The sequence below is a fragment of the Streptomyces viridiviolaceus genome (genome assembly GCF_014650995.1).
In the GTDB taxonomy this organism is placed as follows: Bacteria; Actinomycetota; Actinomycetes; order Streptomycetales; family Streptomycetaceae; genus Streptomyces; species Streptomyces viridiviolaceus.
In genome coordinates, this window is the sequence record NZ_BMWA01000010.1 from 222,495 (window position 1) to 248,626 (window position 26,132).

A 26,132-nucleotide genomic window follows, 5' to 3' on the forward strand; every position below is an offset into this window, starting at 1 on the left:
TCCCTGGCATTTACCTTTGAAGACAAAGATGCTTTGCTTTGTCCTACGAGCTTTCCGCCATGCTACGCATCGTGTGAACGGAGATCCTGCCATGCCGCACTTCACCGTCCACCTCAGCGAGGAGACCCTCGACGGGACGGTCGAGCCGAAGCTGATCGCCGCCCTGACCGACGCGGTCGGTTCCGTCTACGGAGAGGAGTTCCGCCGCCTGGTCGGCGTCGACCTGATCGGCGTCCCGCAGCACCGGCGCGGCCTCGGCGGTGTGCCGACCGACGCCGATGCCCCCCTGGTGACGTTCAGCCTGCGCGAGGCCGCCCTGCACCTCCCGCAGGTCCCCGAGGCACCCGCCCGCCTCGTCGCCGCCATCACCGGCGCACTGGCCGGCGTACTCGGCGAGGGGGTCCGCGAGCAGACCGTCGTCAGCCTCACCGGCGTGCCGGACGGCCGCAGCGGGGTGGGCGGCACCCTCATGTGAACCCGGCACCCGACCCGCACGGCGCACCGGTGTCTTGACCTCCCCGGGACGCGAGCCGAGGATCGACTGTCATGACGCCCGGACATGGCAGCACGGTCGACGGGGTGCTGCGGCGCAGCGCCCGACGCACCCCGGCGCGCGTCGCGGTGGAGTACCGCGACCGCACGTGGACGTACGAGGAGCTCGACACCGCGGTCTCCCGCGCGGCGAGCGTCCTGCGGGAGCTGGGACTGTCCCCCGGGGACCGGGTCGGCGCCTACGGCCACAACTCGGACGCCTACCTGATCGCGTTCCTGGCCTGTGCCCGGGCGGGCCTGGTGCACGTGCCGGTCAACCAGAACCTGACCGGCGACGACCTCGCCTACATCGTCGGCCAGTCCGGCAGCACGCTGGTCCTGGCCGACCCGGACCTCGCCGGGCGGCTCCCCGACGGGGTCCGTACGCTCCCGCTGCGCGACACCGACGACTCCCTCCTCGCCCGGCTGGCCACGGCTTTCGCGTACGACGGCCTGGAACCGGGCGGTGAGGACCTGGTGCAGCTGCTGTACACCTCGGGCACCACCGCGCTCCCCAAGGGCGCGATGATGACCCACCGCGCGCTGGTGCACGAGTACCTGAGCGCCATCACCGCCCTCGACATCGGCGCCGGCGACCGCCCGGTGCACGCGCTCCCCCTCTACCACTCGGCGCAGATGCACGTCTTCCTGCTGCCCTGCCTCGCGGTCGGCGCGAGCAGCATCATCCTCGACGGGCCCGACGGCGACCGGCTCTTCGACCTGATCGAAGCCGGCCGCGTGGACAGTCTGTTCGCACCGCCGACGGTGTGGATCGGCCTCGCGAACCGCCCCGACTTCACCACTCGTGACCTCGGTGGCCTGCGCAAGGCGTACTACGGTGCCTCGATCATGCCCGTGCCCGTCCTGGAGAGGCTCCGCGGGCGCCTCCCGGACCTCGCCTTCTACAACTGCTTCGGACAGAGCGAGATCGGTCCGCTCGCCACCGTCCTCGGACCCGACGAGCACGAGGGCCGGATGGACTCCTGCGGCCGGCCCGTCCTGTTCGTGGACGCCCGCGTGGTCGACGAGGACGGCAAGGACGTGCCCGAGGGCACCCCCGGCGAGATCGTCTACCGTTCCCCGCAGCTGTGCGAGGGGTACTGGGACAAGCCCGAGGAGACGCGAGAGGCGTTCCGCGGCGGCTGGTTCCACTCCGGCGACCTCGCCGTGCGGGACGCGGACGGCTACTTCACGATCGTCGACCGGGTCAAGGACGTCATCAACTCCGGTGGCGTCCTGGTCGCCTCCCGCCAGGTCGAGGACGCCCTGTACACGCACGAGGCCGTCGCCGAGGCCGCCGTGGTCGGGCTTCCCGACGAACGGTGGATCGAGGCCGTCACGGCGGTCGTCGTCAGGCGCGCGGACGTCACGGAGGAGGACCTGATCGCCCACGCCCGCGAGAAGCTCACCGCCTTCAAGGCACCCAAGCGGGTGCTGTTCGTGGACGAGTTGCCCCGCAACGCCAGCGGCAAGATCCTCAAACGGGAGCTGCGGGACCGCTTCACCGCTGCCCGGGAGTGACGGTCACGGGCACGGGCGCAGATCCACGATCCGCCGGATCTTCCCCACCGACCGCTCCAGCGACTCCGGGTCGACGATCTCCACGCCGACCGAGACGCCGATGCCGTCCTTCACCCCCGCCGCGATGGCCCGCGCCGCCTCCTCGCGCACCTCCGGACCCGCGTCCGGACGGGCCTCGGCCCGTACCGTCAGGGCGTCGAGGCGACCCTCCCGCGTCAGCCGCAGCTGGAAATGGGGCGCGACGCCCGGCGTACGCAGCACGATCTCCTCCACCTGCGTGGGGAAGAGGTTCACGCCGCGCAGGATCACCAGGTCGTCACTGCGGCCGGTGACCTTCTCCATCCGCCGGAACACCCGCGCCGTGCCCGGCAGCAGCCGCGTCAGGTCCCGGGTCCGGTAGCGGACGACGGGCATCGCCTCCTTGGTCAGCGAGGTGAAGACCAGCTCGCCCTCCTCGCCCTCGGGCAGCACCTCGCCGGTGACCGGGTCGACGACCTCCGGATAGAAGTGGTCCTCCCAGATGTGCAGCCCGTCCTTGGTCTCCACGCACTCCTGCGCGACGCCCGGGCCGATCACCTCCGACAGCCCGTATATGTCGACCGCGTCGATCCCGAAACGCTCCTCGATCTCCCGGCGCATCTCCTCGGTCCACGGCTCGGCGCCGAAGACGCCCACGCGCAGCGAGGTGCCGCGCGGATCGACGCCCTGCCGCTCGAACTCGTCCAGGAGGGTGAGCATATAGGAGGGGGTCACCATGATGACCGCGGGCCTCAGGTCCTGGATCAGCTGCACCTGACGAGCCGTCATACCGCCGGAGGCGGGAACGACCGTACACCCCAGCCGCTCCGCGCCGTAGTGCGCGCCGAGCCCGCCCGTGAACAGTCCGTACCCGTACGCCACGTGCACGATGTCCCCGGGCCGGGCACCGGCCGCGCGGAGCGAACGGGCCACCATGTCCGCCCACACCGACAGGTCGCCGTCGGTGTAGCCGACGACCGTGGGGCGTCCCGTCGTGCCGCTGGAGGCGTGCAGCCGGCGGACGCGCTCCCGCGGCACCGCGAACATCCCGTACGGGTAGTTCTCCCGCAGGTCCGCCTTCGTGGTGAAGGGGAAGCGGGCCAGGTCGGCGAGCGAACGGCAGTCCTCGGGGCGCACCCGGGCCTTGTCGAAGGACTCCCGGTAGAACGGCACGTTCTCGTACGCCCGCCGCAGCGAGGCCCGCATCCGGTCCAGCTGCAGTGCCCGCAGCGCCTCGGCGTCGAGCCGCTCCCCCGAGTCCAGCAGGTCCGTCGCGTCCGCCATCGGCACGTCTCCCTCACCAACCGCATCATTCCGGGCGACCGATCATTCGGTCGAGGTGCTGGGGATCAGTAACGCAGGCCGCGTCCGCGCAGGCAAGACCTCCGCCCGCACTTTCTGCCGGACGTCCCGCGGAACTCCGTTGCGGCCGGTCCGCGCGACGGCGAGGATCGGGGCCATGCCGACCTTCACCGCGTCCGACGGCACCCGCCTCGCCCACCACGTCCGGGGCGACGGCGACCCGCTCGTCGTCCTGCCCGGCGGGCCCATGCGGGCCTCCGCCTACCTGGGCGACCTCGGCGGGCTGGCCGCCCACCGCCGGCTGATCCTGCTCGACCTGCGCGGCACCGGGGACTCCGCCGCCCCGGCGGACCCGGCGACCTACCGCTGCGACCGGCTCGTGGACGACGTGGAGGCGCTCCGCATCCACCTCGGATCGGACTGGAGCGCATGGACGTGCTCGCGCACTCGGCGGGCGGCAGCCTCGCGATGCTGTATGCCGCCCGCCACCCGGCCCGCGTGGCCCGCCTCGCGCTCGTCACCGCCACGCCGTGGGCGCTGGGCATGCCGGCGACCGCCGAGGACCGGCTGACGGCGGCGCGGCTGCGCAAGGGCGAGCCGTGGTTCGAGGGCGCCTTCCCGGTGTTCGAGAGCTGGCTGGCGGGGACCGGCGACTACGACCCGGTGTTCACGCCCTTCTTCTACGGGCGCTGGGACGACCCGGCCCGGGAGCACGCCGCGCGCGGCGACGAGGAGTGCAACGACGAGGCCGCCGACGTCTACGGCTCCGAGGGCGCCTACGACCCGCCCGCGACCCGGGCCGCCCTCGCCCGGTGCACCGCCCCGGTCCTCGTGCTCGCCGGCGAACTCGACGGCGGCCCGCGCCCGGAACTGGCCCGCCGCGCCGCCGACGCGTTCCCGCACGCCGAGGTCGCGGTCCAGCCCGGCGCCGGGCACTATCCGTGGCTGGACGACCCCGATTGGTTCGTACGCCGTGTCGTCGCCTTCCTCGGTCAGGACTGAGGCGACCGTGCCGGGACCGCTCCGAGTGACCCGTGTGGTCACGGGCAACCGGTCTGGCGAAAGGTACGCCTCAGGTGGCCTGTTGGCGGTCGGACCCGATCGCTAGGCTGGCCGCGGACGACGATTCGGGAGGAGCACGGACGTGGCCGAGACCACCACCCAGCAGCGCCCGCTCACGGGCTGGGACAAGCCCGAGCTGGACCTCAGCAACGCGCAGTGGCAGTCCAGCAGCCGTGGCCTGGGGGATGTCCAGATCGCCTTTGTCGAGGGGTTCATCGCCATGCGCAACAGTGGCCGCCCGGAAAGCCCTTCCCTGATCTTCACCCCCGCGGAGTGGGGCGCTTTCGTGTCGGGCGCGCGGGAAGGAGAGTTCGACCTCACGTGACCCGCCGGACCGGCCGGTGAGCCGTCCGGCCGATCCGGGGGTGTTCCACCCGTTTTTCCGGACACGCGACCAGGAGCACCCTCCGGGAGCCCGAGCCTGAGCGAGGCTGGCGACCGGAGGGGGAGGTCGTACTCCGGAGGTGAGGAACCCATGAGCACCCTGCCGGTCATCGCGGCGGTCGACGGCTCGGACGACAGCCTGCGTGCCCTGGACTGGGCCCTCGACGCCGCCCGCCGGCGCGAGGCGCCGCTGCGGGTCGTGCACGTGCGGCAGTACGCCGCCTGGGGACAGCCCGACGTCCTCGTCTCCGGCCCCCCGGACATCGGCGAGGACCTGGTGCTGGACCAGGCACGCACCCACCTCGAGGAGCGGACCGACGCGCCGGTGACGGAGTACGTCGGCGTGGAGGGAGTACCGGGCGCCGCGCTGCCGGAGATGGGCGGGGAAGCCCAGCTGCTGGTGCTCGGCTCCCGGGGCCGGGGCGGATTCACCAGCCTGCTGCTCGGGTCCAACGGCCTGGCCGCCGCCCGGGACGCCGAGTGCCCCGTGGTCGTGGTGCCCCGGCCGGGGCGCGAGGTGCTCGGCGAGGCGCCGGCCGAGCCGGGGCCCCGGGTGGTCGTCGGACTGCACGTGGACGGCCCCGACGAGGCCACGCTGTCCTTCGCCTTCACCGAGGCCGCCCTGCGCGGCGCCCGGCTCCAGGTGGTCGCCGCCTACCCGTGGCCGGTGCAGACCTGGGCCGCCGCGGGCCAGATCGTGCCCCCGGTGATCGACGAGGTCTCCATCGAGAGCGAGACCCGGGTCCTCGCCGACGGCTTCCTGGCCCCCCACCGCGAACGGCACCCCGACGTGCGGGCCGAGCCGTACGTCGTTCCGGGCGATGCCGCCGGAAACCTCGTCGCCGCCTCCCGGGACGCCGAGCTGGTCGTCGTCGGCCGGCACCGGCGGCGCCTGCTCGCGCCCGCCCGCATGATGGGCTCGGTCACCCACGCGGTCCTGCTGCACGCCGCGGCCCCGATCGCCGTGGTGCCGCCGGCCCCGCCGGAGGAGTGACCCACGCAGGCGTCCCGTGCAGCCCGCCGTGTCTGTCACCGGCGCCACGGCCGCCTCAGCGGGACACCCGGCTCGCCTCGACCGTCCGGCACGACGGACGCGGCGGGCCGCCGCCGACCCGACGGACCGCAGGGCCCAGGGGCGCGGACCCGCTCCGGCGTCGTCCCGCACGCGGACCGCTGTCGAGGCACGCTCGGCCCGTACCGCACGGCCGTCCACGCCGAACCCGGCCGACGCTGCCCGCCCTCGGCTCCCGGACGGGCCGCCGACACCGCCGCCCGCGTGCCGAGGCCGCCGGCCTCGTGGCGGCCCTGGCAGGGACCGTGATCGTCCGGGCTCGGGCCGGCCCGTCACCCCGGACGACACGGCAGGGCCGCACGGCCGGATCGGCACACGCCCGCACGCCGTTCGGCGGCTTGGTGCACGTACCATGGCGGCATGTCGTTCCTCCGCCGCCGCAGTGCCACACCCGCCGGGCCCGACTTCGACGTACTGGCCATGGACCCGGGCGACTGGCCCGGGAATCTGGGCGCCGGGCTGCTGCCCGCCCCCGACGGCAGCTGCCAGGGCGTCTTCCTGCGCTACGACCTGTTCGGCGGCCGCGGCCCCGCGATGATCATCGGCAATCTGCCGGAGGGCTCGCCGGCCCGCGACGTCCCCGAGGGACAGATCCCGTTCGAGGTGGGCCAGCTGCTGCTGGCCCTGGAGAACGACGAGGAGGTGACGGTCGTCGGCAGCGAGGACGTCCCCGTCATGCAGGGCGACAACCTGCTGATCGTGCGCCGTCTGAAGCTCTCCGAGGGCCGGATCTCCTGTGTGCAGTTCGACCGCAGCGACAAGGTCCTGGTGACCATCGCCGCCTGGGACCGCCCCATCACCGACGACCTGTACGCCCTGCTGAAGCCGCTCCCGGCGGAGCTGTTCCAGCAGGGCTGACCCGGCTACTTCCCGCTGGGCACCAGCGTCACGTCGGCGGCGCGCACGTACGCGACCCGGTGGCCGTACTGGATCTCGTAGTACAGGTCCTTGCCCACCACCACCCGGTGGGAGGCGTCGTCGAAGGTGACCGCGTAGTAGTACTCGCCGGGCACCTGGTCACCGACCACGTACCGCTGGCCCTCGGGCAGTGTGTACGGCAGCGGGGACACGGACTGAGCGGGCACGTCCGCCGGGTAGGCCGCCTTCTCCGGATAGGCCCGCCCGTACACCGGGACGCTCTCCAGGCCCGCCCGCGGGGTGATCAGCCGGCCCGAGGCGGGCACGGCCGTCGGGTTCTTCTCCGGGTTGCGGAACCAGGCCTTCTGGCCCAGGTACCAGATGGCGGTCCAGTCGCCCCAGCGGTCGGCCACGGCGTACTGCTGGCCGGTGGAGACCCGGGAGGACAGGTCGTTCACCCCGGTGGTCGGCGTCGTGCCCAGGCCGACGTCCTTGATTAGGGGCGCCTTCTCGTCGTGGTCGGAGTACAGCCGCACCTCGCTCGAACCGTGCGCCGCGCACGGTACGCCCTTGGTCTCGCAGCCGGTGTACTCCGGCTGGTTGGTGGCGTAGTCGGGGCGGATCGTCACCAGGGCGGCGTCCTTGCCGGCGGTCGGCTCGAAGGGCCGGCCGAGGAGCTGGAAGTAGTGCCGCCAGTCCCAGTAGGGCCCCGGGTCGGTGTGCATGCCGGGGACGGTTCCGGCGGTCGGGCCGGGCACGTTGTCGTGGCCGAGGACGTGCTGCCGGTCCAGCGGGATGTCGTACTCCTTGGCCAGGTACTTCACCAGCCGCGCCGACGAGCGGTACATCGCCTCCGTGTACCAGGCGTCCGGCTCCGCGAGGAAGCCCTCGTGCTCCAGGCCGATCGACTTGGCGTTGATGTACCAGTTCCCCGCGTGCCAGGCCACGTCCTTCGCCTTCACGTGCTGGGCGATATGGCCGTCCGTGGAGCGCAGCGTGTAGTTCCACGACACGTAGGTGGGGTCCTGCACCATGTTCAGGACCCCGTCCCAGGCGCCCTCCGTGTCGTGCACGACGATGTACCGGATGGACTGGGAGGCGGGCCGGTCGCCCAGGTCGTGGTTCCCGTAGTCGCCCGCCCCGAACTCCTTGTACGGCGCCGGGATCCACTCGCAGGACACCGTCGTCGGGCACTCGGTTCCGGCGTCCGCGGCGGGACGCAGGCCGGCCCGGACCAGCTGCCCGGTCTCGGGCGCCACGTCCGGCCGGGCGGCCAGCACGACCCGCTGCCCGGCGTCCGTGGTGCGTTCCTCGCCGCCGCGGATCACCTCGTAGACGTCGTTTGCGTACGCCGCCGCCGTCGCCGAGTCGTCCGCACCCGAGAACCGGGCCACCGCCCCGTACCAGTCCGCCGGGTCGTCGCTGAGGGGCGCGCCCAGGTCCCGCTGGGCGGCGGCGAGCAGCGCGGCGCCGCCCGACACGTTGGCGGCCGGGTCGCTGCGCAGGTCCTCGGGGCTGAGCCCGGTCAGCTCGGCCGCCTTCGGGAGCGTCGTCAGCCGGGCCGGCAGGTCGGCGGTGTCCGGGAGCTTCGCCTCCGCGGGTCGCAGGGGCGCCCGGGCGTCGTCGCCGCGCGGGTCCTCGGTGCCCTCGCTGTGGTGGGAGGCACCGGCCAGCGCCGTGCGTGCGTCGGTGAGGTGCATCGGGCCGTACCCGCCGGTCACGCTGGGCGCGCCGCCGTGGGCGTCCCAGCGGGACTGGAGGTAGGAGACGCCGAGCAGCACGCTCTGCGGCACGTGGTACTCGGCCGCCGCGGTGGCGAACGCCTGTTGGAGGGTCTCGGGGGCGGGCGACGCGTCGGACGGCCGCGCCGTGGACGGGGCCGCGCCGAGGAGCGGCAGCAGCAGCGCCGCGGCGGCGAGGGCGCCGGCCGTGATGCGGACACGTCTGCCGCCGGGCGTGGGATCGGGGACGGGGGCGGAACCTCGCAATGCAGCCTCCTGTGACGGTCGGGCGTGGCGGGGCGTGCGGGGCCGAGCGTCCGTCAGTGGTACCCGGCGGTCCGACGATCCGTCAATCATGCAGGAGCAAAGGCGATTACCCACGTCAGCAGGGGGATGGGCGAGTTTCGTGGCGGACGCTCACGGGCCTGCGGAGCGTCAGTGGCGTACACCAATGGCCGCTGGACACATCCGGGAACACAGAAGTCCGCGGTGCGCCCCGTGCGGGCACACCGCGGACCGCCGTCCCCGTCAGCGAGTGCCGACCGCCGCGCGCACGGCCCGCCGGGCCAGCTGGCAGTCGTCGTGCAGCCGCCGCAGCAGCAGCCGCTGTTCCTCGCCGGACGGCGCAGCACCCGGGTGGGCCGCTCCCGGTGCCGCCGGGGCCGTGTCGTGCATCGAACGCTGCACGGCCGTCTCGTACGTACGGATCTCCCGGGTCAGTACGATCATCAGGTTCACCAGGAACGCGTCACGCGCGGCCGGTCCGCCGGACTGGGCGATCTGGCTGATCTGGCGACGGGCCGCCGGCGCGTCACCGAGGACGGCCCACAGCGTCGCCAGGTCGTAGCCCGGCAGGTACCAGCCCGCGTGCTCCCAGTCCACCAGCACCGGACCGGCCGGGGACATGAGGATGTTGGACAGCAGGGCGTCGCCGTGGCAGAACTGGCCCATGCCCTGACGCCCGGCCGCGTGAGCGATGCCGTGCAGCAGCTTCTGCAGGTCGCCCAGGTCCCGGTCGGTGAGCAGCCCCAGCTCGTGGTACCGGGAGATCCGCGCCGCGTAGTCCAGCGGGGCGTCGAAGGTGCCGGCCGGCGGCCGCCAGGCGCCCAGCCGGCAGATCGCGCCCAGCGCCGCCCTGATGTCCGCCCGCGGCGGGGCCTCCACCGGGTGCCGCTGCAGCGCCGCCGCCCGTCCGGGCATCCGCTCGATCACCAGGGTGCAGTTGTCCGGATCCGCCGCGATCAGCCTCGGCACCCGAACCGGGGGGCGGTGCCGGACGAACGAGCGGTATGCCGCTATTTCGTGCCGGATCCGCTCCGCCCACGCGGGGGAGTGGTCCAGTAAACACTTGGCAACGGCCGTGCTGCGCCCGGTCGTTCCGACCAGGAGCACGGACCGCCCGCTGCGGCGCAGCACCTGCACCGGAGCGAACTCCGGGCAGATCCGGTGCACGGAGGCGATCGCCGTGCGCAGCTGGGCGCCCTGGGGGCCGGACAAGTCGATTCTCCCGCTGAGGGGTTGCGTGCCGGGTGCCGCGCCGCGCCGCGCCCTGCCCGTCCCGAGCACGGGAGCCGCCGGACGCGCGGGGGCGAGGTAGGGGCCGCCGCCCGCCGCCGGGCGGGGGTGCAGCGACCGGGGCGGAGCGGACACGGAGGACGATGCTGCGTACATGGGCGAGACAGATCCCTTCGTGTGCCTGCTGTGCCTGCCTGACAAGCCGCGCCCGTCGAGGGCGGCGCCTGTCTCAAAGAGCCGTCGCGCTGCCCTCCCGGCCGCCGAGGACCACCCTGGGGAGTGCCCCTGCGGCGACCGGTCGGGGTGGCGCGTTCCTACCTGACACCCGTCGGCCCGTGGCACACCATCTGGCGCACCCTGGCGAACGGTGGCGAATAGTCGCCCGGCAACTCTCCCCGGGCTACTGTCAAGTCAGCCGAGAACCTGGGGGCTTGACGTGAGCGGACAACCCAACACCCGCCTATCGGACCTGTTCGGCCTGGCCGGCTGGTCCAAGGGGGAGCTCGCGAGGCTGGTCAACCGGCAGGCGGCGGCCATGGGCCACCCCCAGCTGGCGACCGACACCTCGCGGGTGCGGCGGTGGATCGACATGGGAGAGATCCCGCGCGATCCGGTACCGCGGGTGCTGGCGGTCCTGTTCACCGAGCGTCTCGGCCGTGTCGTGACCATCGAGGACCTCGGTCTGGTACGGCGCGGGCGTGCGGGGAGACGGCAGGGCGGCGGGAGTGCTGAACATCCCGACGGAGTGCCGTGGGCGCCCGAACGGACCGCCGCGGTCCTCACCGAATTCACGGGAATGGACCTCATGCTCAACCGACGCGGCTTGGTGGGCGCGGGCGCCGCGCTCGCCGCGGGATCCGCACTCAGCAGCGCCATGCACGACTGGCTGCACACCGACCCTGTCCTGGCTGCCGACGCTCCCGACCTCGACCACCCCCTGCACGCCGACCCCGCTGGGTTCGACCGCTACGAGGCCGCCCCCATCGGGTCGCAGGAGATCGAGGAACTGGAGCGCTCGGTCGAGGTGTTCCGCGCCTGGGACGCCGCCCGCGGCGGCGGGCTCCAGCGCAAGGCCGTGGTGGGCCAGCTCAACGAGGTGGGCGGCATGCTCGCCTACCATCACCCGTCCCACCTCCAGCGGCGCCTGTGGGGCGTCGCCGCCAACCTCGCCGTCCTCGCCGGCTGGATGTCGCACGACGTGGGCCTGGAGCCCACGGCCCAGAAGTACTTCGTCATCGCCGCCCACGCCGCGCGCGAGGGCGGCGACCGTCCCCGTGCCGGGGAGGCGCTCTCCCGGGCGGCCCGCCAGATGGTGCACCTGGGCCGGCCCGACGACGCGCTGGACCTGATGAAGCTCGCCAAGTCCGGTTCCGGCGAGCGGCTGCTGCCGCGCACCCAGGCGATGTTCCACACCATCGAGGCGTGGGCGCAGGCGTCGATGGGCAAGGGCCAGGCGATGCGCCGCACCCTCGGGCAGGCCGAGGACCTGTTCGTCTCCGACCGGAACGACACCGAGCCGCCGGACTGGATGCAGACCTTCAAGGACGAGGACCTGTACGGCATGACGGCGCTCGCCTACCGCACCCTGGCGGAGTTCGACCCGGGTGCGGCGGTGCACGCCCAGTACTACGCCGAGAAGGCTCTCGAGCTGAGGATCGACGGCCGCGAGCGGTCCAAGATCTTCGACCATCTGTCCATGGCCTCGGCCTGCTTCATCGCGGACGACCCGGAACAGGCGGACCGCTACGCCCGGTTGGCCCTGATGTCGATGGGCTCCAACTCCTCCCAGCGGACCTGGGACCGGCTGCGCCAGATGTACCGGCTCACCGCCGAGTACGCCGGCTACCCGAAGATCCAGGAGCTGCGGGAGGAGATCAAGCTGGCGCTGCCGAAGGGGAGGGGGAGGACCGGCAACAGCGCCCAGGCGTAGCGGGCACCGCTTCCCGCGTGGTTTCTACGACGTCACCCGGGCGACCAGTACGCAGGCGTCGTGCTCGCGTCCGGTCCCGGCGATCGCGGCGAACTCCTCCGTGACGATCCGTACGCCGTCCTGCGCCGAGCGGGCCTCGGTCAGGCGCGGGGTGAGGGCGAGGACCCGGTTCACCGCTGCCGCTCCGCTGTCTCCCGGCACCAGTGCGCCGGTGTGCAGGAGGAGCAGGTCGCCCACCTGGAGGGTCTCCTCGTGCCGCCCGTCCAGCCTGCGCCCCGTTCCGTTGCGGAAGAGCAGCGGGGCGGGGTGTCCGGTGTGCGCCCACCGCAGTGTGCGGGTCCCGGGCCGGAAGCCGCAGCACACGGCGCTGTCCAGGGGCGGCTGGGCGGTCGCCTCGAGTAACGGGGTGAGCCGGCTCAGAAGGTCTCCGGGCGGGGTGTCCGCCATGGCGGCCATGCCGCGCAGGGCACCGACCAGCATCGCCGTGCCCGCCGCCTCGCCGGTGGCGGGGCCGGTGAGCTCGCCGACGGTGAGCAGGGTGCCGTCGTCGCCGAGTGCGCAGGCGTCGTACCAGCCGCCGCCGACCGGGCCCGCCGAGGAGGGCAGATAGCCGGCGGCGAGGTCCAGACCCGGGCGTCCCTGCCCGGGGAAGCGCAGCAGGCCGTGCCACGGTGGCACCGCGGCTGCCCGCTGCCCGGTCCCGGCGTCCCGCGGCCGGCTCCGGAGCGTGTCCCGGGTCTCGCTCACCGTCCGCTGGCTGCGGCGCAGTTCGCTGACGTCCCGCAGCACCGCCCACATCGAGGCGGTGCTGCCGTCGGCGTCGAGCACGGGCTCGCCCATCATGTGCACGAGCCGTACGTCGCCGTCGGGCCGCACGATGCGGAACTCCCCGTCGATGGGCCGGGCGTCGACGAGACAGTCCGTGACCATCGCCGTCAGCTTCGGCCGGTCTCCGTCGTGGACCACGGACGGCAGCTCGTCGAGGCTGAGCGGGGGAGCGGCGGGATCACGGCCGAGGATCTGGTGGAGCTCCTCGGACCAGTCGGCCTCGTCGGTCAGCAGGTTCCACTCCGCGCTGCCGACCCGGCTGAGCAGCGAACCGCTTCGGGGCGCGGGCGCAGGACCGTCCCGCAGCTGGGCCAAGTGCTCGTCAAGATCGCGGAGTTGGTGCAGCGCCAGGTCGCACAGCGCGCGCTGCCAGCGGCCCCGCGGGTCCGTTCCATCGTCCCGGGTGTCCCGCCGTACGGCGTCCACGTCGCCCCTGAGCCGCCGGGCCTGCGATATCAGCGCCTCGACGGAGCCGCGCCCCGGCGGCTGGGCGGCTGGACGGTCCGCGGAGAGATGGGACGGCATGACGCACTCCGGTGTGCAGACGGTACGACCAAGGCGGAACCGAGGCTGGCGGAAGGACCGTTACGACTGTTGCACAGCCCACGACGCCCTGTAAGGGATTTGGCAACACACGATACGGTGGTGCTTCTGGCATATGCCAGCGTCTTCCCGGAGTGACTTCGACGGTCGAACGGCGTACGCGTCGGGAGTGCCAAGTCCCAGGATCTCTACGGAACTTGACGGAGTGGCGGGCCTCGTGGCGTTGTCGTTCTGGTGTTCGCCGGACCTGCGTTCTACGAGGGGGTGTGGAGCGCCGGGCGGGACGCCAGGTCGACGGCCGTCCGGGCTCCCGTCTCCAGGGCCCGTACGCCGGCCTCGGCGACCGCGGAGGCCGCGTACCCGTCCCAGGTGCTCGGGCCGGTGACCCGGCCCCGCCGCGTGGCGTCGACCCAGGCCTGCACCTGGCGGTCGTAGGCGTCCGCGAACCGCACGAGGTAGTCCTGCGTCACCTCCTCGCGGCTGCCGCCCCCCGCCGTCACGACCATCGTGTGCGCGGCCCCGATCCGCGCACTGCCCGCCTCGCAGACCGCCTCGCAGCGGACCTCGTAGCCGAAGCCGCAGTTGACGAAGACCTCCACGTCGACCAGGGCGCCCCCCTCGGTCTCGAACAGCACGAACTGCGGATCGAGCAGCCCCTCGGGCGCGCTCGCCGACGGGCGCGGCCGGAGCACGGTCACCGCGGTCAGCTCCTGGCCGAGCAGCCAGCGGGCCGCGTCGATCTCGTGCGAGACGGAGCTGTTGACCAGCATCGCGGAGGTGAAGCGGGGCGGGGAGGACACGTTGCGATGGATGCAGTGCAGCATGAGCGGCCGCCCCAGCCGCCCGCCGTCCAGCAGCGACTTCAGCTCACGGTATTCGGCGTCGTAGCGCCTCATGAACCCGATCTGCGCCAGCCGCCGGCCCAGCCGGGCCTCCGCCTCCACCACCCGCAGCGCACCCGCGGAGTCGGGCACCATCGGCTTCTCGCACAGCACCGGCAGCCCCCGCGCGAAGGCGGCGAGCAGCGCCTCCTCGTGCGCCTCGCCGGGAGAGGCGATCAGCACGGCCTCGACGCCGGGCGCGTCGAGCGCGGCCTCGGCCTCCGTATGCGTGACGACCCCGTCCATCCCGGCCACCGCGGCCTTCGCCCGCTCGGCGTCGGGATCGGCCACGGCGGCGACCCTGGCCCCGCTCACCACCCGGTCGAGACGCCGTACGTGATCGGCCCCCATGTGTCCCGCGCCCAGGACCGCCACACCCAGCAGCTCGCTCACCCTCCGCCGGCTCCTTCCCGGTTCGCCGTGCGCCCGCCGGGGCGGGCACCTGCACGGCGAACAGGGTTTCATGGTCGTCAAGAGGGCCGTACGGCGCGCGGGCGGCGCACGCGTCAGTACCGCAGCACTCCCGCGATGCCGTTCGCGTCCCCCAGCATGCCGTCCGGTACGAAGCGGACGTCGGCGCCGGTCTCCAGGCACTGCTCCACGATCTCGTCCACGATGTCCTCGCGGGCGTCGAGATCGCCGCTCTCCGCCGGGATCAGATGGTCACCGGCGTCACGCACCGTGACCCGGTAGTTCTCCTCGACGGCCAGCAGCCGTACGCGTCCCGTCCGGGCGCTCTGCCACAGCTCGTCGACCCCGGCCGCGTACTCCTTGCGTCCGCGGGCGGCGACCAGCTCCTCGGCGACCGCGTCGGCGGAGCCGCGGGCCTCCTCGTCGAGCACCGGCCGCACCGCCTGCCGGACGGCCTCGGGCGTGCCGTGCGCCAGGCCGCCGCGCGGGACGAGCACGGCCTCCTTGGTGATGCTGCCGGCCTCTTCGAACAGTGCCAGCGCGGCCTGCGGACCGGTGACGTAGAGCGGCCGCGGGTGTGCGCGCAGCACCTTCGTCATGGCGGTGTCGGCATCCCGCAGGAAGCGGCGGGTGGTCTCGTCCCGGAAGGTGCTGGGCGCGTCCCCGATCCGCTCCTGACGCTCGGGGTCGAAGTTCTCCGGGGGCCGGTCCATCGGGAATCCGCCGGTGCGCTCCTCGACGACGCGGTCGCCTCCGCCGCTCCACAGCGTGACACGGTCGGCGGCGACCGACAGCACCCAGAACGGCCGCTCGGCGGCCTGTGCGGCGACGAGGTTGCGGGTCAGGAAGGTGTCCGAGAGCACCACGCGCTCCGGCACGGAACGGGCGAGCGTCCACACCTGGTGCTCACCGGGAGCGGCGAAGATCGCCAGCCCGTCCTCGGCGTGCGACAGGTCGACCTCGGTGAGGGCCCGGTCGAGTTCCCGGGCGACCTCCATGCGGCGTTCGCGGGTGACCGCCGGATCGTCCTCCAGCTGTTTCTTGGCCTCGGCGACCGCGTTGCGCAGCCGTACCGGGTCCTGGGCGTTGTCGGGTTCTCGGCGGTGTGTCGGCGTCAGCACGGACACTGCCGGATACGGGCGGGGCCGCCGCAGCTCGGCGAGGGTGGCGGGACTGAGATCGTGCTCCATGTCAGCACGATAGGGCGGATGCGCGTATCGGGCATTCGGAGCAAGTCGCCGACTCAGCCGGCTCCGTCCTCACTGGCGCCGCAGGAACTGCCGTCGGGCGGCAGGGTGCCGTACAGGAGGAAGTCGTCGACCTTGCGGTGCACGCACTTGGAGGATGCGTACCCGGTGTGCCCGTCGCCCCTGTTGTCGAGCACCACGGCCGACGGGCCGAGCCGCTCGGCCGTCTCCTGTGTCCAGCGGTACGGCGTCGCCGGGTCGCCGCGCGTGCCGACGAGCAGCATCCTGGAGGTGTCGAGGTCCCTCACCTCGTCACGGATGTAGTCGGTGCCCTTGGGGCGGCCGTAGCACATCAGCACCTGGACGAGCCGGTAGGGGCCGAAGATCGCGGACGCCTCCTCGTACCGCGCGCGCAGCGGGCCCAGGGACCGGGTGACCTGCTCGGTGGTGGGCCGGTCGGGGTCGTCCGCGCAGTTGATCGCCATGAGCGCCGCCGGCAGGTTGTCGAGGGGGACGTCCTCCTCGTCGGTGAGGCCGCCGTCCTCCTGCCGGACGGGCAGGGTGACGCCGCCGGAGATGAAGCCCTCCAGGCCGCTGGTGTCGCCGTGCTCGACCAGTTGTGCGAGGGCGCGCTCCAGTGACGGCCACAGCTGCCGGCTGTAGAGCGCCTGCCCGACGGCACCCACCAGGTCCTGCCCGGTGAAGGGCTCGCCGAAGGCGGACGGCACCGGGTTCGCGTCGAGCGAGCCGACGAGCTGCTCGACCTGGCGCCGGGCGGCCCGGGGGTCCTGGCCGAAGGGGCAGGCGATGTCCTCCACGCACCAGTCGAGGAAGTTCTCCAGCGCGGTCTGCTGTCCCCGCGCGCCGGCCAGCCCCTGTTCGGTCAGGGGTTCCGTCAGCGTGTCCACGCCGTCCAGCACCACCCGGCCCACCTTGTCGGGGAACTGGGCGGCGTACACCGCGCCCAGCCGGGTCCCGTAGGAGAAGCCCAGGTAGTTGAGCTTGTCGTCGCCGAGGGCGCGGCGCATCACGTCCATGTCGCGTGCGGCGTTCACCGTGCCTATGTGGGGCAGGACCGGGCCGGAGCGCTTCGCGCACTCCGCGGCGGCGTCCTGCAGCTGCCGCAGTACGTCCTTCGGATCCCTGAGCTCCTCGTCCCCGTCCGTCGCCTCCACGATGTCCGCCGTGGCCGTGCCGCAGGTGACGGGCGAGGAGCGGCCGACGCCGCGGGGATCGAAGGTCACCACGTCGTAGCCGTTGGTCAGGTGCATGAACTCCTTGCCGGCGGCGGCGAGTTCGCTGACGCCGGATCCGCCCGGGCCGCCGAAGTTCAGCAGTACCGAGCCCCGCGAGTCACCGGTCGCCCGGTACCGGGCGAGGGCCAGGTCGAGCGTCCGCCCGTCGGGCCGGGAGTAGTCGAGGGGGACGGTGACCTTGCCGCACTGCAGGTCCTCGGGCGCCTCCATGCCCTCGCAGGCCGACCAGGTGATCTTCTGGTCGTGGAACCGGGACAGATCGGATCCGTCGTCGTCCGCCGTCGTGACGGGCAGCCCCGCGCCCAGCAGGGCCAGCCCGAGCGCTCCGGTGACGGCGCAGCGCCGGACCGTGGACCGAGTCGACGGCTTGGCCAGCATCGATGCCTCCCGGGCGCCGCGTCGCGGGACCGGGGAACGGCGCCCTCGCTCACCATAAGCGGCCACCGGACGCCCCGCCTCCGGGCGGACCGGACGCCCCGCCCCCGGCCGGCTTTGCCGCTAGTTCGACAAACGGGCCACTCGATGGAGTGAAAGGCGGATAAGCCATAACTCGGATGGTGCGTCCGCGTTTTATCCGGTGCGGGCGAGTGCCCGCGACCAATTCTGGAAGGCAGGGAACCTCATGAGAAGGGTTACCCGAAACGGTGTGCTCGCCGTCGCCGCGTCCGGTGCGATGGCCGTGACCATGCCGGCGTACGCGGCCTTCGCCTCCGACGGCGCCGGCGCTGACGGCTCCGCGGTCGGCTCGCCCGGGGTGCTCTCCGGCAACACCGTGCAGCTCCCGGTGGACGTGCCGGTGAACGTGTGCGGGAACACCGTGAACGTGGTCGGACTCCTCAACCCCGCGGCGGGCAACAGCTGCGCCAACGCGGGCGGGACCGGGACGGCGCGCGACGAGGGCGGTGCGACCGGCGGCACGTCCGCCGGGGGAGCGGTCGCCGAGGGCAGCGCACAGGACTCGCCCGGCGTGCTCTCCGGCAACGGGGTGCAGCTGCCCGTCCACCTCCCGGTGAACGTCAGCGGCAACACGGTGAACGTGGCCGGCGTCGGCAATCCGGCCGTCGGCAACGAGTCCACCAACGGCGTCGACCGCCCCGCGACCCCGGACCGCCCGGCGCAGCCGGCGCCGACCGAGCCCACCGAGGAGCGTGCCCAGCCGGCCCCGGCCCCGGCCCCGCACGCCGCTGCGCCGCAGGCGTCCCTCGCCCGGACGGGAGCGGACCAGACCCTGCCCGTCCTCGCGGGCGGTGCCGCCCTGGTCCTCGGCGGAGCCGTCCTCTACCGGCGCTTCCGGCCCGGGACGGCCGGCTGACCTTCCTCCGGGCCACGCGAGCGCCGTCGGCCGGCCGCGCGCCCACCGGCCCGGCGCCCCTGTCCCGGACACCGAGCGGCGGACCGTGTCCGGGTCCGGGCCGCGAGAGATCGCGCCGGTCCGGTCCCGGACGGTCGAAGACGGCACCCGGCGCTTCCCCCCGGCCGGCCTCGCCGTCGGACAGGGGCGCGCTGTTCGCCCCGCCGGGCCGCCGCCGTCAGCCGTGACCGCCGTGGAAGCGGTGGTGCAGGGCCCGCACCTCCTCCGCCAGTTCGGGCACCGGGCCCTCCACCTCCACACCGGGGGCGACCTCCCGCACCGGCAGTGCCCGGACCGGCGGGGCGGGCACGTCCAGCTCGGCCAGCCAGTCCGTGAGCTGCTGCGACGAGGCGACGTAGACGATGCGCCCGAGGCCCACCCAGGCATGCGCCGCGGCGCACATGGGGCAGTGCTCGCCGGACGTGTACACCGTCGCGGCGGCCCGCTCCCCGGGGGTGAGATGGGCGGCGGACCAGCGCGCGAGCTCGAACTCGGGGTGCCGGGTGCGGTCGCCGGAGGCCACCCGGTTGTGGTCCTCGGCCAGCACCGAGCCGTCCGCGCCCACCAGCACCGAGCCGAACGGCTCGTCCCCGGCCTCCAGTGCCTCGGCCGCCAGCTCCACACAGCGGCGCAGGTACGGCAGTTCGGTTTCCTTCACGACCATGGGGTACGGCCCTCCTCGTGATCCGCTCTCCTGCGGCACCCTACGTGCTCCGCGTCATCGCCCGGCGGAGCCCGAAGACGCCCGCCGGTGCGCCGCCCGGCGCGACTGCCTCCGCGAAGGCCGGCGGGAACGGGCCGTGAACCGTCCGCGCGCTGCCGACCGCTCCTCCTCGTCTCCCGCCAAGCCCTGACGCCCGTCTGGGCAGCTGATGCTTGCTAGGCGTCTCTGCGCGAGTTACAGTCTCTAACTGTTGCGAGCACTGCTCACAGAATCGAGGAGACCGACATGTCCGCCACCACTCCGCAGACGCGGGCCCCGCACGCCGTCCTGGGGGCCGGTCCCGCCGGCACCGCCCTCGCCCGCGAACTGGCCCGCCGGGGTCACCCCGTGCGCCTCGTCGACCGGAAGGGCGGGGGGCCCGCCCTGGAAGGCGTCGAACGGTTCGCCGCCGACGTGAGCACACCGGACGGCGCTCGGGCCGCCGCCGGTGAGGCGGCCGTGGTGTACCACTGCGTCAACGTCGGCTATCACCTCCAGGTCGAGGTGATGCCCCGCGTCCAGCAGGCCGTCCTGGCCGCCGTGCAGGACTCCGGGGCCCGACTGGTCGTGCTCGACACCCTCTACCCGTACGGCGAGACCGGGGGAGCGGTGATGACCGAGGACAGCCCGTGGCAGGCGACCAGCCGCAAGGGCCGCATGCGCGCCGAACTCGACGAGCGGTACCTCGCCGCGCACCGCGCGGGCCGTGCCCGCGTGGTCCTCGGCCGATCCGCCGACTTCGTCGGCCCCGGCGTGCTCAACTCGTCCCTCGGCGCCGCCGTGTTCCCGGGCGCGCTCACCGGCGGAAAGGTCCTCGGGCTCGGGGACATCGACCTGCCGCACAGTCACACCGACATCCGGGACGTGGCGACCGGTCTGGCGACCCTCGGTGAGCGTCCGGAGGGTGACGGACGCGTCTGGCACCTGCCCACCGCGCCCGCCGTCAGCACGCGCGAGATACACGCGATGATCGAGAAGCGCGTGGGCCGTGCCCTGGACGTCGTGGTCCTCGAAGAGCCCCGCCCCTTCGGGCCGTTCGACGAGCAGTTCATGGCCGAGTACGCGGAGATGTTCTACCAGCACACGGAGCCCCAGATCGTGGACTCCTCCGCCTTCGAGCGGGCCTTCGGGACGGCTCCCACTCCGCTCGCGGACACGGTGGAGGCGACCCTGGCCTGGTACCGGGAGTGGCTCACGCGATGATGCGGCGCGGTCACGGGCGCGCCGGTGCGGCGCGCCGGGTCGCCCCGGCGCGCCACGTGCGCCGTCCAGGCCCTACGCCGTCAGCGGCGGGCCCGCGAACGGTCCAGCGCGGTCACGCCGAGTGCCGCGAGGCCGATCTGGATGAGCCACTCGATCCAGTCGACACCCTCGGTGTCGGCCACGTCGAACGCACTCGCGATCCAGGAACCGATCAGCGCGGCCACGATGCCCACGAGGATCGTCCACAGGATGCCGATGCGCTGACGGCCCGGGACGACGAGTCGGCCCAGGATGCCGATGACGATACCGATGACGATGGCACTGATGATGCCGTCGATCTCCATCTCCGCCCCTCTTCGTCAAGACCCCCGCAATAAGCGGATGCCCGCAGAAGGCGGGCACAGTCCGTCCGGGTTTCACCTTGTGACCGAGCGGGGGCGCGTTGACATGCAGGTAATTACCTGCATAACGTGGCGTGTGCGATCAGAGAGCGACCCCGGGGTCCACGGGATGGACAGGGCCTTCAAGGCGCTCGCCGACGACACCCGGCGGCGTCTGCTCGACCTGCTGCGCGAACGCGGCGGGCAGACCCTGGGGGAGCTGTGCCGGGACATCGACATGACACGTCAGTCGGTGACCCAGCACCTGGCCGTCCTGGAGGCCGCCAACCTGATCGGCACGGTGCGGCGGGGGCGGGAGAAGCTGCACTACCTCAACCCGGTCCCGCTCCACGAGATCCAGGAGCGGTGGATCGACAAGTTCGAGCGCCCGCGCCTGAGCGCGCTCGGCGCCGTGAAGCGACGAGCCGAGGAAGCCATGACCGGCAAGCCCGCATTCGTGTATGTCACCTATATCGAGAGCACGCCCGAGAAGGTCTGGGACGCGCTCACCGACGCGGACCTGACCGCCGCCTACTGGGGGCACAGCAACGTCTCGGACTGGCGGCCGGGCTCACGCTGGGAGCACGTCCGCACGGACGGCTCGGGCATCGCCGACGTCGTCGGCACCGTGGTGACCCGCGACCGCCCGCACCGCCTGGTCACCACCTGGGCGGCACCCGACGAGGAGGACCGGCCGGACCGGCACTCCCGCGTCACCTTCGAGATCCAGCCGCACGGCGACATCGTCCGTCTCACGGTCACCCACGAGGACCTCGCCGACGAGGGCGCGCGTGCCGAGGTGGCGACGGGCTGGCCGGCGGTGCTGTCCAACCTCAAGTCGCTCCTGGAGACCGGCAGTCCGCTGCCGCAGGAACCGTGGCAGGTGCCCGGCCGCTGAGTGGCGGAGGAGGCGAGCCGGGCCGGACGTGCACGTGCAGGCCGGTCCTGGTGCGGTCGGCCTGCACGGCGTTCTCTTCCGGTGTGCCTACGGCTTGGCGCTCCTCGCTGCCGTGCCGGCGCAGACCAGCCCCAGGACCAATGCCAGGGCGCCGATGACGATGTTGTTCCACACGACGCCGGCGTCCGGGCTGCTGCCGACGATCCACGGTGAGATGATCATCCACACGCCTATGGCGCACATGGCCCAGCTCAGGCCGTACATGCGCTCCGGGGCCCTGGTGAACCCGAGGGCCAGCAGGCCTATGGCGATGCCCACGATCAGGTTGTGGGGCACCAGCGCGGGCTGGTTCGCCGTGAAGTGGAGGATCCACGGGGACACGGCACAGTACAGACCGAGCAGGAACACCGGTCCGTCCACGAGTGCCACATCGCGACCACCGAGCATGCGGGCGTAGCGTTCCCGCATTTCCGAGGCATCAGGGTGAGTGGTGATGTCACCTCTGGTGTGCGAGACGTTGGCCATGAGTCGTCTCCTTTGACTTGCGGGCCGACCGCGTCCGGTGCGGTTTGCCGTAAGCGTCGGGTATATACATTCTGCGCTTATTTCACCCTTATGTGTAGTGGTCAGTGGGGGTCTCACATGTCTCGCGGGATCGCGGGCACGCGCATCGGTACGGCAGTACGTGTCGATCTACGGACAGTGGAGGTGGCGGCCGCCATGGGGGCGAAGGTCTTGGAGCGGTTTCCCGCGGGAGCTCCCCGCGGATCGTGGCCGGCGGAGGAGTACGCGGCACGCCGCCGCGCGGAGGGCGAGCCCGCCACCGTGGTGATGGACCTGGAGTCGGACGCGTTCCTCGTGGTGGTGCCGAGCCGCGAAGAGGAGTGATCCGGCTCTGCCCGTGCGTGGCGCGTGCGAGGGCATTGCTTGTGACGCCCTCGTGAATTCGAGGTCCGCGACACGAGAACGGATCGGGGACTCCTTGACGGCTCTCACCAGCGGCTGTCACGATCGACGACATGACCATGCGACTGGATCTCACGCGGCGACGCCACGTCGATCTCGCACGCGTTTCCAGCGCTTCCTGTCGCACCGCGGCCTGATCGCTTCCGGTCCGCCGCCGCTTTGCGCACGGTGACGGTCCCGCGCGCATTTCCCCTTCACCGTGCGAATGCGGCGTTCTTTCACGCCGGTTGAATGTACCGAAATCCCCGGCACGCCCGTCGTCCCGGATTTCCGCGACAGGGTTGCGTCGGACCGTGCAGCCGCTGACGTTCGAGCCGGGGACGGGCCGATACGCCGGTGACTTCCGCCGGTTGTGCGACTTCTCCCTCGGACTCCGGCCGCCGCGACGCCCCGGCAGCCGGTGAAGCCGAGCGCACTGGTACTCCAGACCGCCTCCAGCGGGGCGCCGCCCTCGACGCCGGGCGCCCCGCCATCTTCGAAATGAGGGCCCATGGCCACCGTCCTGTCCGTCTCCGGCAGCCCCTCCGCCTCCTCCCGCACCAACCGGCTGCTGCGCCATCTCGACGACCGGCTGATCGCCCAGGGCCACGAGGTGATCCCGCTCGACGTGCGCACCATCCCCGCCGACGCCCTGCTCGGCGCGGACTTCCGGCACCCCGCGATCGTCGAGGCCGGCGAGCTGTTCGCCCGCGCCGACGGCGTCGTCGTCGGCACCCCGGTCTACAAGGCGTCCTACTCCGGCGTCCTGAAGGCCCTCCTCGACCTGCTCCCGCAGTACGCGCTCACCGGCAAGACCGTACTGCCGCTCGCCACGGGCGGCTCCACCGCCCATGTCCTCGCCATCGACTACGCCCTCCGTCCGGTCCTGAACTCCATGGGCGCGGCGCACATCGTGCAGGGCTGGTTCACGCTCGACAGGGACATCACCGCCCATGAGGACGGCTCGGTCACGGTCGCCCCGGGCGCCGCGGAGGCCCTCGCCCAGGTGGTCGACCAGTTCTCGCTGGCCCTGGGCGCCCACGTCCCGGTCCTGGCCGCCGCGGGCTGAGCCCCGGCGCCGCGCGAGGCGGCGGACCGGTCGCCGGCCCGCCGAACCGCCCTTCGGCACCGCCCGGTTGCCGTTCGCTGCCCTTCCCGCCCGGCCGCACCGCCACGGCCCGCTCCACGGACGTCCCTGATCGGAGACCTGACGTGTCCCTCACCTTCCACTGGTTCCTGCCCACCAACGGCGACAGCCGCGACGTCGTCGGCGGCGGCCACGGCAGCCCGGCCACCGCCTTCGGACGGTACCGGCCGCCGACGGTGGCCTATCTGAGCCAGATCGCCCGGGCCGCCGAGAGCCTCGGCTTCACCGGCGCGCTCACGCCCACGGGGGCCTGGTGCGAGGACGCCTGGCTGACCACGGCGATGGTCTCCCGGCACACCGAGCACCTGAAGTTCCTCATCGCCTTCCGTCCCGGCTTCGTCTCGCCCACGCTGGCCGCGCAGATGGCGTCCACCTTCCAGCGGCAGAGCGGCGGGCGGCTGCTCCTGAACGTCGTCACGGGCGGCGAGAGCCATGAGCAGCGGGCCTACGGCGACTTCCTCGACAAGGACGACCGCTACCGCCGCACCGGCGAGTTCCTGCACATCGTCCGTCAGCTGTGGGAGGGCAAGACCGTCGATCTGCACGGCGAGCACATCCGGGTCGAGGACGCCCGGCTCATCCGGGTGCCCGACCCGGTGCCCGAGATCTACTTCGGGGGTTCCTCGCCCATCGCCGGGGAGGTCGCCGCCCGGCACGTCGACGTGTACCTCACCTGGGGCGAACCGCCGGCGCAGGTCGCCGAGAAGATCTCCCGGATCCGGTCGCTGGCCGCGCGGGAGGGCCGCACCCTGCGCTTCGGCATCCGGCTGCACGTCATCACGCGGGACACCTCCGCGCAGGCGTGGGCCGAGGCCGGCCGGCTGCTCGACGGCTTCGATCCGGAGACCGTGCGGGCCGTGCAGACCGGACTCTCCCACAGCGAGTCCGAGGGGCAGCGGCGCATGCTCGCCCTGCACGGCGGCTCCCGCGACGCCCTGGAGATCCACCCCAACCTGTGGGCCGGCATCGGCCTGGTGCGCGGCGGCGCGGGCACCGCGCTGGTCGGCAGCCACGAGGAGGTCGCCGAACGGATCAAGGAGTACGCGGACCTGGGCATCGACGAGTTCGTCCTGTCCGGCTACCCCCACCTGGAGGAGGCGTACTGGTTCGGCGAGGGCGTCCTGCCGCGCCTGGCCGCCCAGGGGCTGTGGCAGCACCCGTACGACGACCGGGCGGGCTCCGCGGCACCGGTGCCGTTCGCCGTCTAGTCGTGGGCCAGCGCGGCGAGGTGCGCTCCCCGCACCGGCGCCGTCTGGCCCTGCACCAGCAGGAACATGGCCTCCCGCGCGAGCCGCTGGGCCGGGCTGTCAAGGCTCATCGAGCGCCCGCCCCCGGCCACGACCGCCGCGGTGGTGGCAGCGCGCAGGAGGTCGTACGCCCGCGTCCTGAGCGCCAGCCGCTCCTCGACGCGTTCGTGCGCGACGGGGTGGTCGGCGAGCGCGTACGCCCGCCGCCTCACCTCGTCCAGCCGGGAACGCAGCGCGCGTGCCGTCTCCTTCGCGTCCGGGGCCCCGTCCAGCAGGCGCAGCGCGGCGTACGCCACGCCGAAGACGGCCGGGGAGGTGTTGGTGCTGCGGGGGATGTCGACGCGGGCGAACTCCTCGCGCGGGGTGCGCAGGACGACCGACTCCCGCGGCACCCACAGGCCGGCCAGCTCCAGGGACACCGTACGGGCGGCCGTCAGCGCAGCGAGTCGCATCGGCGCCGACGGGCGCAGGCCCGGCCGCTCACGGGCTTCGGCGAAGGCGAACACCACCTCGGCCGCGTCGGTCACGCCCGCCAGCAGCATCACGTCGTTCAGACCCCAGCCGGTGTACCAGGGAACGGTGCCGTCGAAGCGCCAGCCGCCCCGCTCGGCGCGGACGCGCACCGGCACCCGGGGGAAGGCGCGCAGGTGCGCGTAGGCGATGCCCGCCAGCAGTTCACCGGTGGCCAGCGGGCGCAGCAGGCGCTCGCGCGCGGGAAGTCCGGGCTCGGCCCTGCCGAGCATCCGCACCGGCGTGTGGTGCTGCGTCTGCACGAACCACGTGGAGCAGCACGCCCCGGCCAGGATCTCGGCGGTCTCCCGGGCCACGGTGTCCGGGGCGCCCGCCCCGCCGTACTCCTCGGGCGCGCTCACTCCGAGCAGTCCGGACCGCCGGACGGCCTCGATGTGGGTCGCGGGCACGCCGTCCCGGTCGACGCGCTGTGCGGACGGGATCAGGAGGTCGTCCGCGAGCCGGCGGGCGCGGGCGACGAGCGGGTGGGGTGCGGTGGTCATGGGGAGATTCTCGCGACCGCCTCCGGGGAAGCGTGCCGCCGGAGCGGGGAGCGTCACGGATGCGGCGGCACGTCACGTCCTGCGGGCGACCGGCCGAGGGGGCTTCTTCACGCCAACGCCGCCGGATCCGGGCCGAGTTGAACTGGTCTACACCCTTGACTGGTACAGACCAAGACGGTTGAGTGTGCCTCCACAACCCCCCACCACGGCCGCCCCCACGCCGTG

The 26,132-nt window shown here is 73.0% G+C and carries 24 protein-coding genes and 1 pseudogene; 14 read left to right on the forward strand and 11 right to left on the reverse strand.

Going from position 1 to position 26,132, the window contains the following annotated elements; genetic code table 11:
* The first annotated feature begins 91 nt into the window (after positions 1-91).
* Both IE260_RS16665 and IE260_RS16670 read left to right on the forward strand, forming a co-directional pair.
* On the forward strand, positions 92-475 hold the full coding sequence (locus tag IE260_RS16665; protein ID WP_189872549.1) for a hypothetical protein: 384 nt from the start codon (positions 92-94) through the stop codon (positions 473-475).
* A gap of 71 nt (positions 476-546) precedes the next feature.
* The gene (locus IE260_RS16670; RefSeq protein ID WP_189872551.1) at positions 547-2,052 is read left to right on the forward strand and encodes an acyl-CoA synthetase; all 1,506 of its coding nucleotides are present in this window, start codon (positions 547-549) and stop codon (positions 2,050-2,052) included.
* Positions 2,053-2,055: 3 nt separating this feature from the next.
* Here IE260_RS16670 and paaK read toward each other — a convergent pair whose 3' ends face one another.
* Complete coding sequence (gene paaK, locus IE260_RS16675; protein WP_189872553.1) at positions 2,056-3,354, reverse strand: phenylacetate--CoA ligase PaaK; 1,299 nt, start codon at positions 3,352-3,354, stop codon at positions 2,056-2,058.
* Between the two features lie 175 nt (positions 3,355-3,529).
* Here paaK and IE260_RS16680 point away from each other — a divergent pair.
* From IE260_RS16680 to IE260_RS16695, 4 genes and pseudogenes are all read left to right on the forward strand, one after another.
* Positions 3,530-4,374 (forward strand): annotated as a pseudogene (locus IE260_RS16680) (alpha/beta fold hydrolase).
* A gap of 142 nt (positions 4,375-4,516) precedes the next feature.
* Positions 4,517-4,759, forward strand: coding sequence for a DUF397 domain-containing protein (locus IE260_RS16685; RefSeq protein ID WP_189872555.1), 243 nt, complete (start codon positions 4,517-4,519; stop codon positions 4,757-4,759).
* 150 nt (positions 4,760-4,909) lie between these two features.
* A complete protein-coding gene (locus IE260_RS16690; RefSeq protein ID WP_189872557.1) occupies positions 4,910-5,812 on the forward strand; it encodes a universal stress protein in 903 nt (300 codons plus the stop codon).
* Positions 5,813-6,250: 438 nt separating this feature from the next.
* On the forward strand, positions 6,251-6,748 hold the full coding sequence (locus IE260_RS16695) for a hypothetical protein (protein ID WP_189872559.1): 498 nt from the start codon (positions 6,251-6,253) through the stop codon (positions 6,746-6,748).
* Positions 6,749-6,753: 5 nt separating this feature from the next.
* On the opposite strand, the gene IE260_RS16700 is transcribed toward IE260_RS16695, so the two are convergent.
* Both IE260_RS16700 and IE260_RS16705 read right to left on the reverse strand, forming a co-directional pair.
* Positions 6,754-8,736 (reverse strand): N-acetylmuramoyl-L-alanine amidase, encoded by a 1,983-nt coding sequence (locus IE260_RS16700; RefSeq protein ID WP_229880826.1) that lies wholly within the window; start codon positions 8,734-8,736, stop codon positions 6,754-6,756.
* 261 nt (positions 8,737-8,997) lie between these two features.
* Positions 8,998-10,140: an aminoglycoside phosphotransferase family protein gene (locus IE260_RS16705; protein WP_189872563.1), complete on the reverse strand. Its 1,143-nt coding sequence runs from the start codon at positions 10,138-10,140 to the stop codon at positions 8,998-9,000.
* A gap of 280 nt (positions 10,141-10,420) precedes the next feature.
* Between IE260_RS16705 and IE260_RS16710 the strand changes: the two genes are divergently transcribed.
* Positions 10,421-11,914, forward strand: coding sequence for a DNA-binding protein NsdB (locus IE260_RS16710; protein ID WP_189872565.1), 1,494 nt, complete (start codon positions 10,421-10,423; stop codon positions 11,912-11,914).
* A 24-nt stretch (positions 11,915-11,938) separates the two neighbouring features.
* Here the strand turns inward: IE260_RS16710 and IE260_RS16715 are convergent, their stop codons facing one another.
* From IE260_RS16715 to IE260_RS16730, 4 genes are all read right to left on the reverse strand, one after another.
* Complete coding sequence (locus IE260_RS16715; protein ID WP_189872567.1) at positions 11,939-13,267, reverse strand: PP2C family protein-serine/threonine phosphatase; 1,329 nt, start codon at positions 13,265-13,267, stop codon at positions 11,939-11,941.
* Between the two features lie 272 nt (positions 13,268-13,539).
* On the reverse strand, positions 13,540-14,559 hold the full coding sequence (locus tag IE260_RS16720; RefSeq protein WP_189872569.1) for a Gfo/Idh/MocA family protein: 1,020 nt from the start codon (positions 14,557-14,559) through the stop codon (positions 13,540-13,542).
* 113 nt (positions 14,560-14,672) lie between these two features.
* Entirely contained in the window at positions 14,673-15,767 is a 1,095-nt protein-coding gene (locus tag IE260_RS16725; RefSeq protein WP_189872571.1) for a baeRF3 domain-containing protein, read from the reverse strand.
* A gap of 53 nt (positions 15,768-15,820) precedes the next feature.
* A complete protein-coding gene (locus IE260_RS16730; protein ID WP_189872573.1) occupies positions 15,821-17,398 on the reverse strand; it encodes an alpha/beta hydrolase in 1,578 nt (525 codons plus the stop codon).
* 244 nt (positions 17,399-17,642) lie between these two features.
* Between IE260_RS16730 and IE260_RS42800 the strand changes: the two genes are divergently transcribed.
* Positions 17,643-18,332: a chaplin gene (locus IE260_RS42800; RefSeq protein WP_189872589.1), complete on the forward strand. Its 690-nt coding sequence runs from the start codon at positions 17,643-17,645 to the stop codon at positions 18,330-18,332.
* Positions 18,333-18,549: 217 nt separating this feature from the next.
* Here the strand turns inward: IE260_RS42800 and IE260_RS16740 are convergent, their stop codons facing one another.
* On the reverse strand, positions 18,550-19,035 hold the full coding sequence (locus tag IE260_RS16740; protein WP_189872591.1) for a nucleoside deaminase: 486 nt from the start codon (positions 19,033-19,035) through the stop codon (positions 18,550-18,552).
* A 285-nt stretch (positions 19,036-19,320) separates the two neighbouring features.
* Between IE260_RS16740 and IE260_RS16745 the strand changes: the two genes are divergently transcribed.
* The gene (locus tag IE260_RS16745) at positions 19,321-20,277 is read left to right on the forward strand and encodes an NAD-dependent epimerase/dehydratase family protein (protein WP_189872593.1); all 957 of its coding nucleotides are present in this window, start codon (positions 19,321-19,323) and stop codon (positions 20,275-20,277) included.
* Between the two features lie 80 nt (positions 20,278-20,357).
* Here IE260_RS16745 and IE260_RS16750 read toward each other — a convergent pair whose 3' ends face one another.
* On the reverse strand, positions 20,358-20,621 hold the full coding sequence (locus tag IE260_RS16750; protein ID WP_189872595.1) for a GlsB/YeaQ/YmgE family stress response membrane protein: 264 nt from the start codon (positions 20,619-20,621) through the stop codon (positions 20,358-20,360).
* 166 nt (positions 20,622-20,787) lie between these two features.
* Between IE260_RS16750 and IE260_RS16755 the strand changes: the two genes are divergently transcribed.
* Positions 20,788-21,555, forward strand: coding sequence for an ArsR/SmtB family transcription factor (locus tag IE260_RS16755; protein ID WP_189872597.1), 768 nt, complete (start codon positions 20,788-20,790; stop codon positions 21,553-21,555).
* Positions 21,556-21,642: 87 nt separating this feature from the next.
* On the opposite strand, the gene IE260_RS16760 is transcribed toward IE260_RS16755, so the two are convergent.
* On the reverse strand, positions 21,643-22,080 hold the full coding sequence (locus tag IE260_RS16760; RefSeq protein ID WP_189872599.1) for an SPW repeat protein: 438 nt from the start codon (positions 22,078-22,080) through the stop codon (positions 21,643-21,645).
* A gap of 195 nt (positions 22,081-22,275) precedes the next feature.
* On the opposite strand from IE260_RS16760, the gene IE260_RS16765 reads away from it, so the two are divergent.
* The 4 genes from IE260_RS16765 to IE260_RS16775 all read left to right on the forward strand — a co-directional run bounded on the left by IE260_RS16765 (position 22,276) and on the right by IE260_RS16775 (position 24,855).
* A complete protein-coding gene (locus IE260_RS16765; protein WP_189872601.1) occupies positions 22,276-22,443 on the forward strand; it encodes a DUF8839 family protein in 168 nt (55 codons plus the stop codon).
* 137 nt (positions 22,444-22,580) lie between these two features.
* Positions 22,581-22,658 (forward strand): putative leader peptide, encoded by a 78-nt coding sequence (locus tag IE260_RS43075; protein ID WP_355726404.1) that lies wholly within the window; start codon positions 22,581-22,583, stop codon positions 22,656-22,658.
* 353 nt (positions 22,659-23,011) lie between these two features.
* Complete coding sequence (gene ssuE, locus IE260_RS16770) at positions 23,012-23,569, forward strand: NADPH-dependent FMN reductase (protein ID WP_189872603.1); 558 nt, start codon at positions 23,012-23,014, stop codon at positions 23,567-23,569.
* A 143-nt stretch (positions 23,570-23,712) separates the two neighbouring features.
* A complete protein-coding gene (locus tag IE260_RS16775) occupies positions 23,713-24,855 on the forward strand; it encodes an LLM class flavin-dependent oxidoreductase (protein ID WP_189872605.1) in 1,143 nt (380 codons plus the stop codon).
* Here the strand turns inward: IE260_RS16775 and IE260_RS16780 are convergent.
* Positions 24,852-25,907 carry an acyl-CoA dehydrogenase family protein gene (locus IE260_RS16780; protein WP_189872607.1) on the reverse strand — a complete coding sequence of 352 codons (1,056 nt, stop codon included), beginning with the start codon at positions 25,905-25,907 and terminating at the stop codon, positions 24,852-24,854. The genes IE260_RS16775 and IE260_RS16780 overlap by 4 nt on opposite strands.
* Between the last annotated feature and the right edge of the window lie 225 nt (positions 25,908-26,132).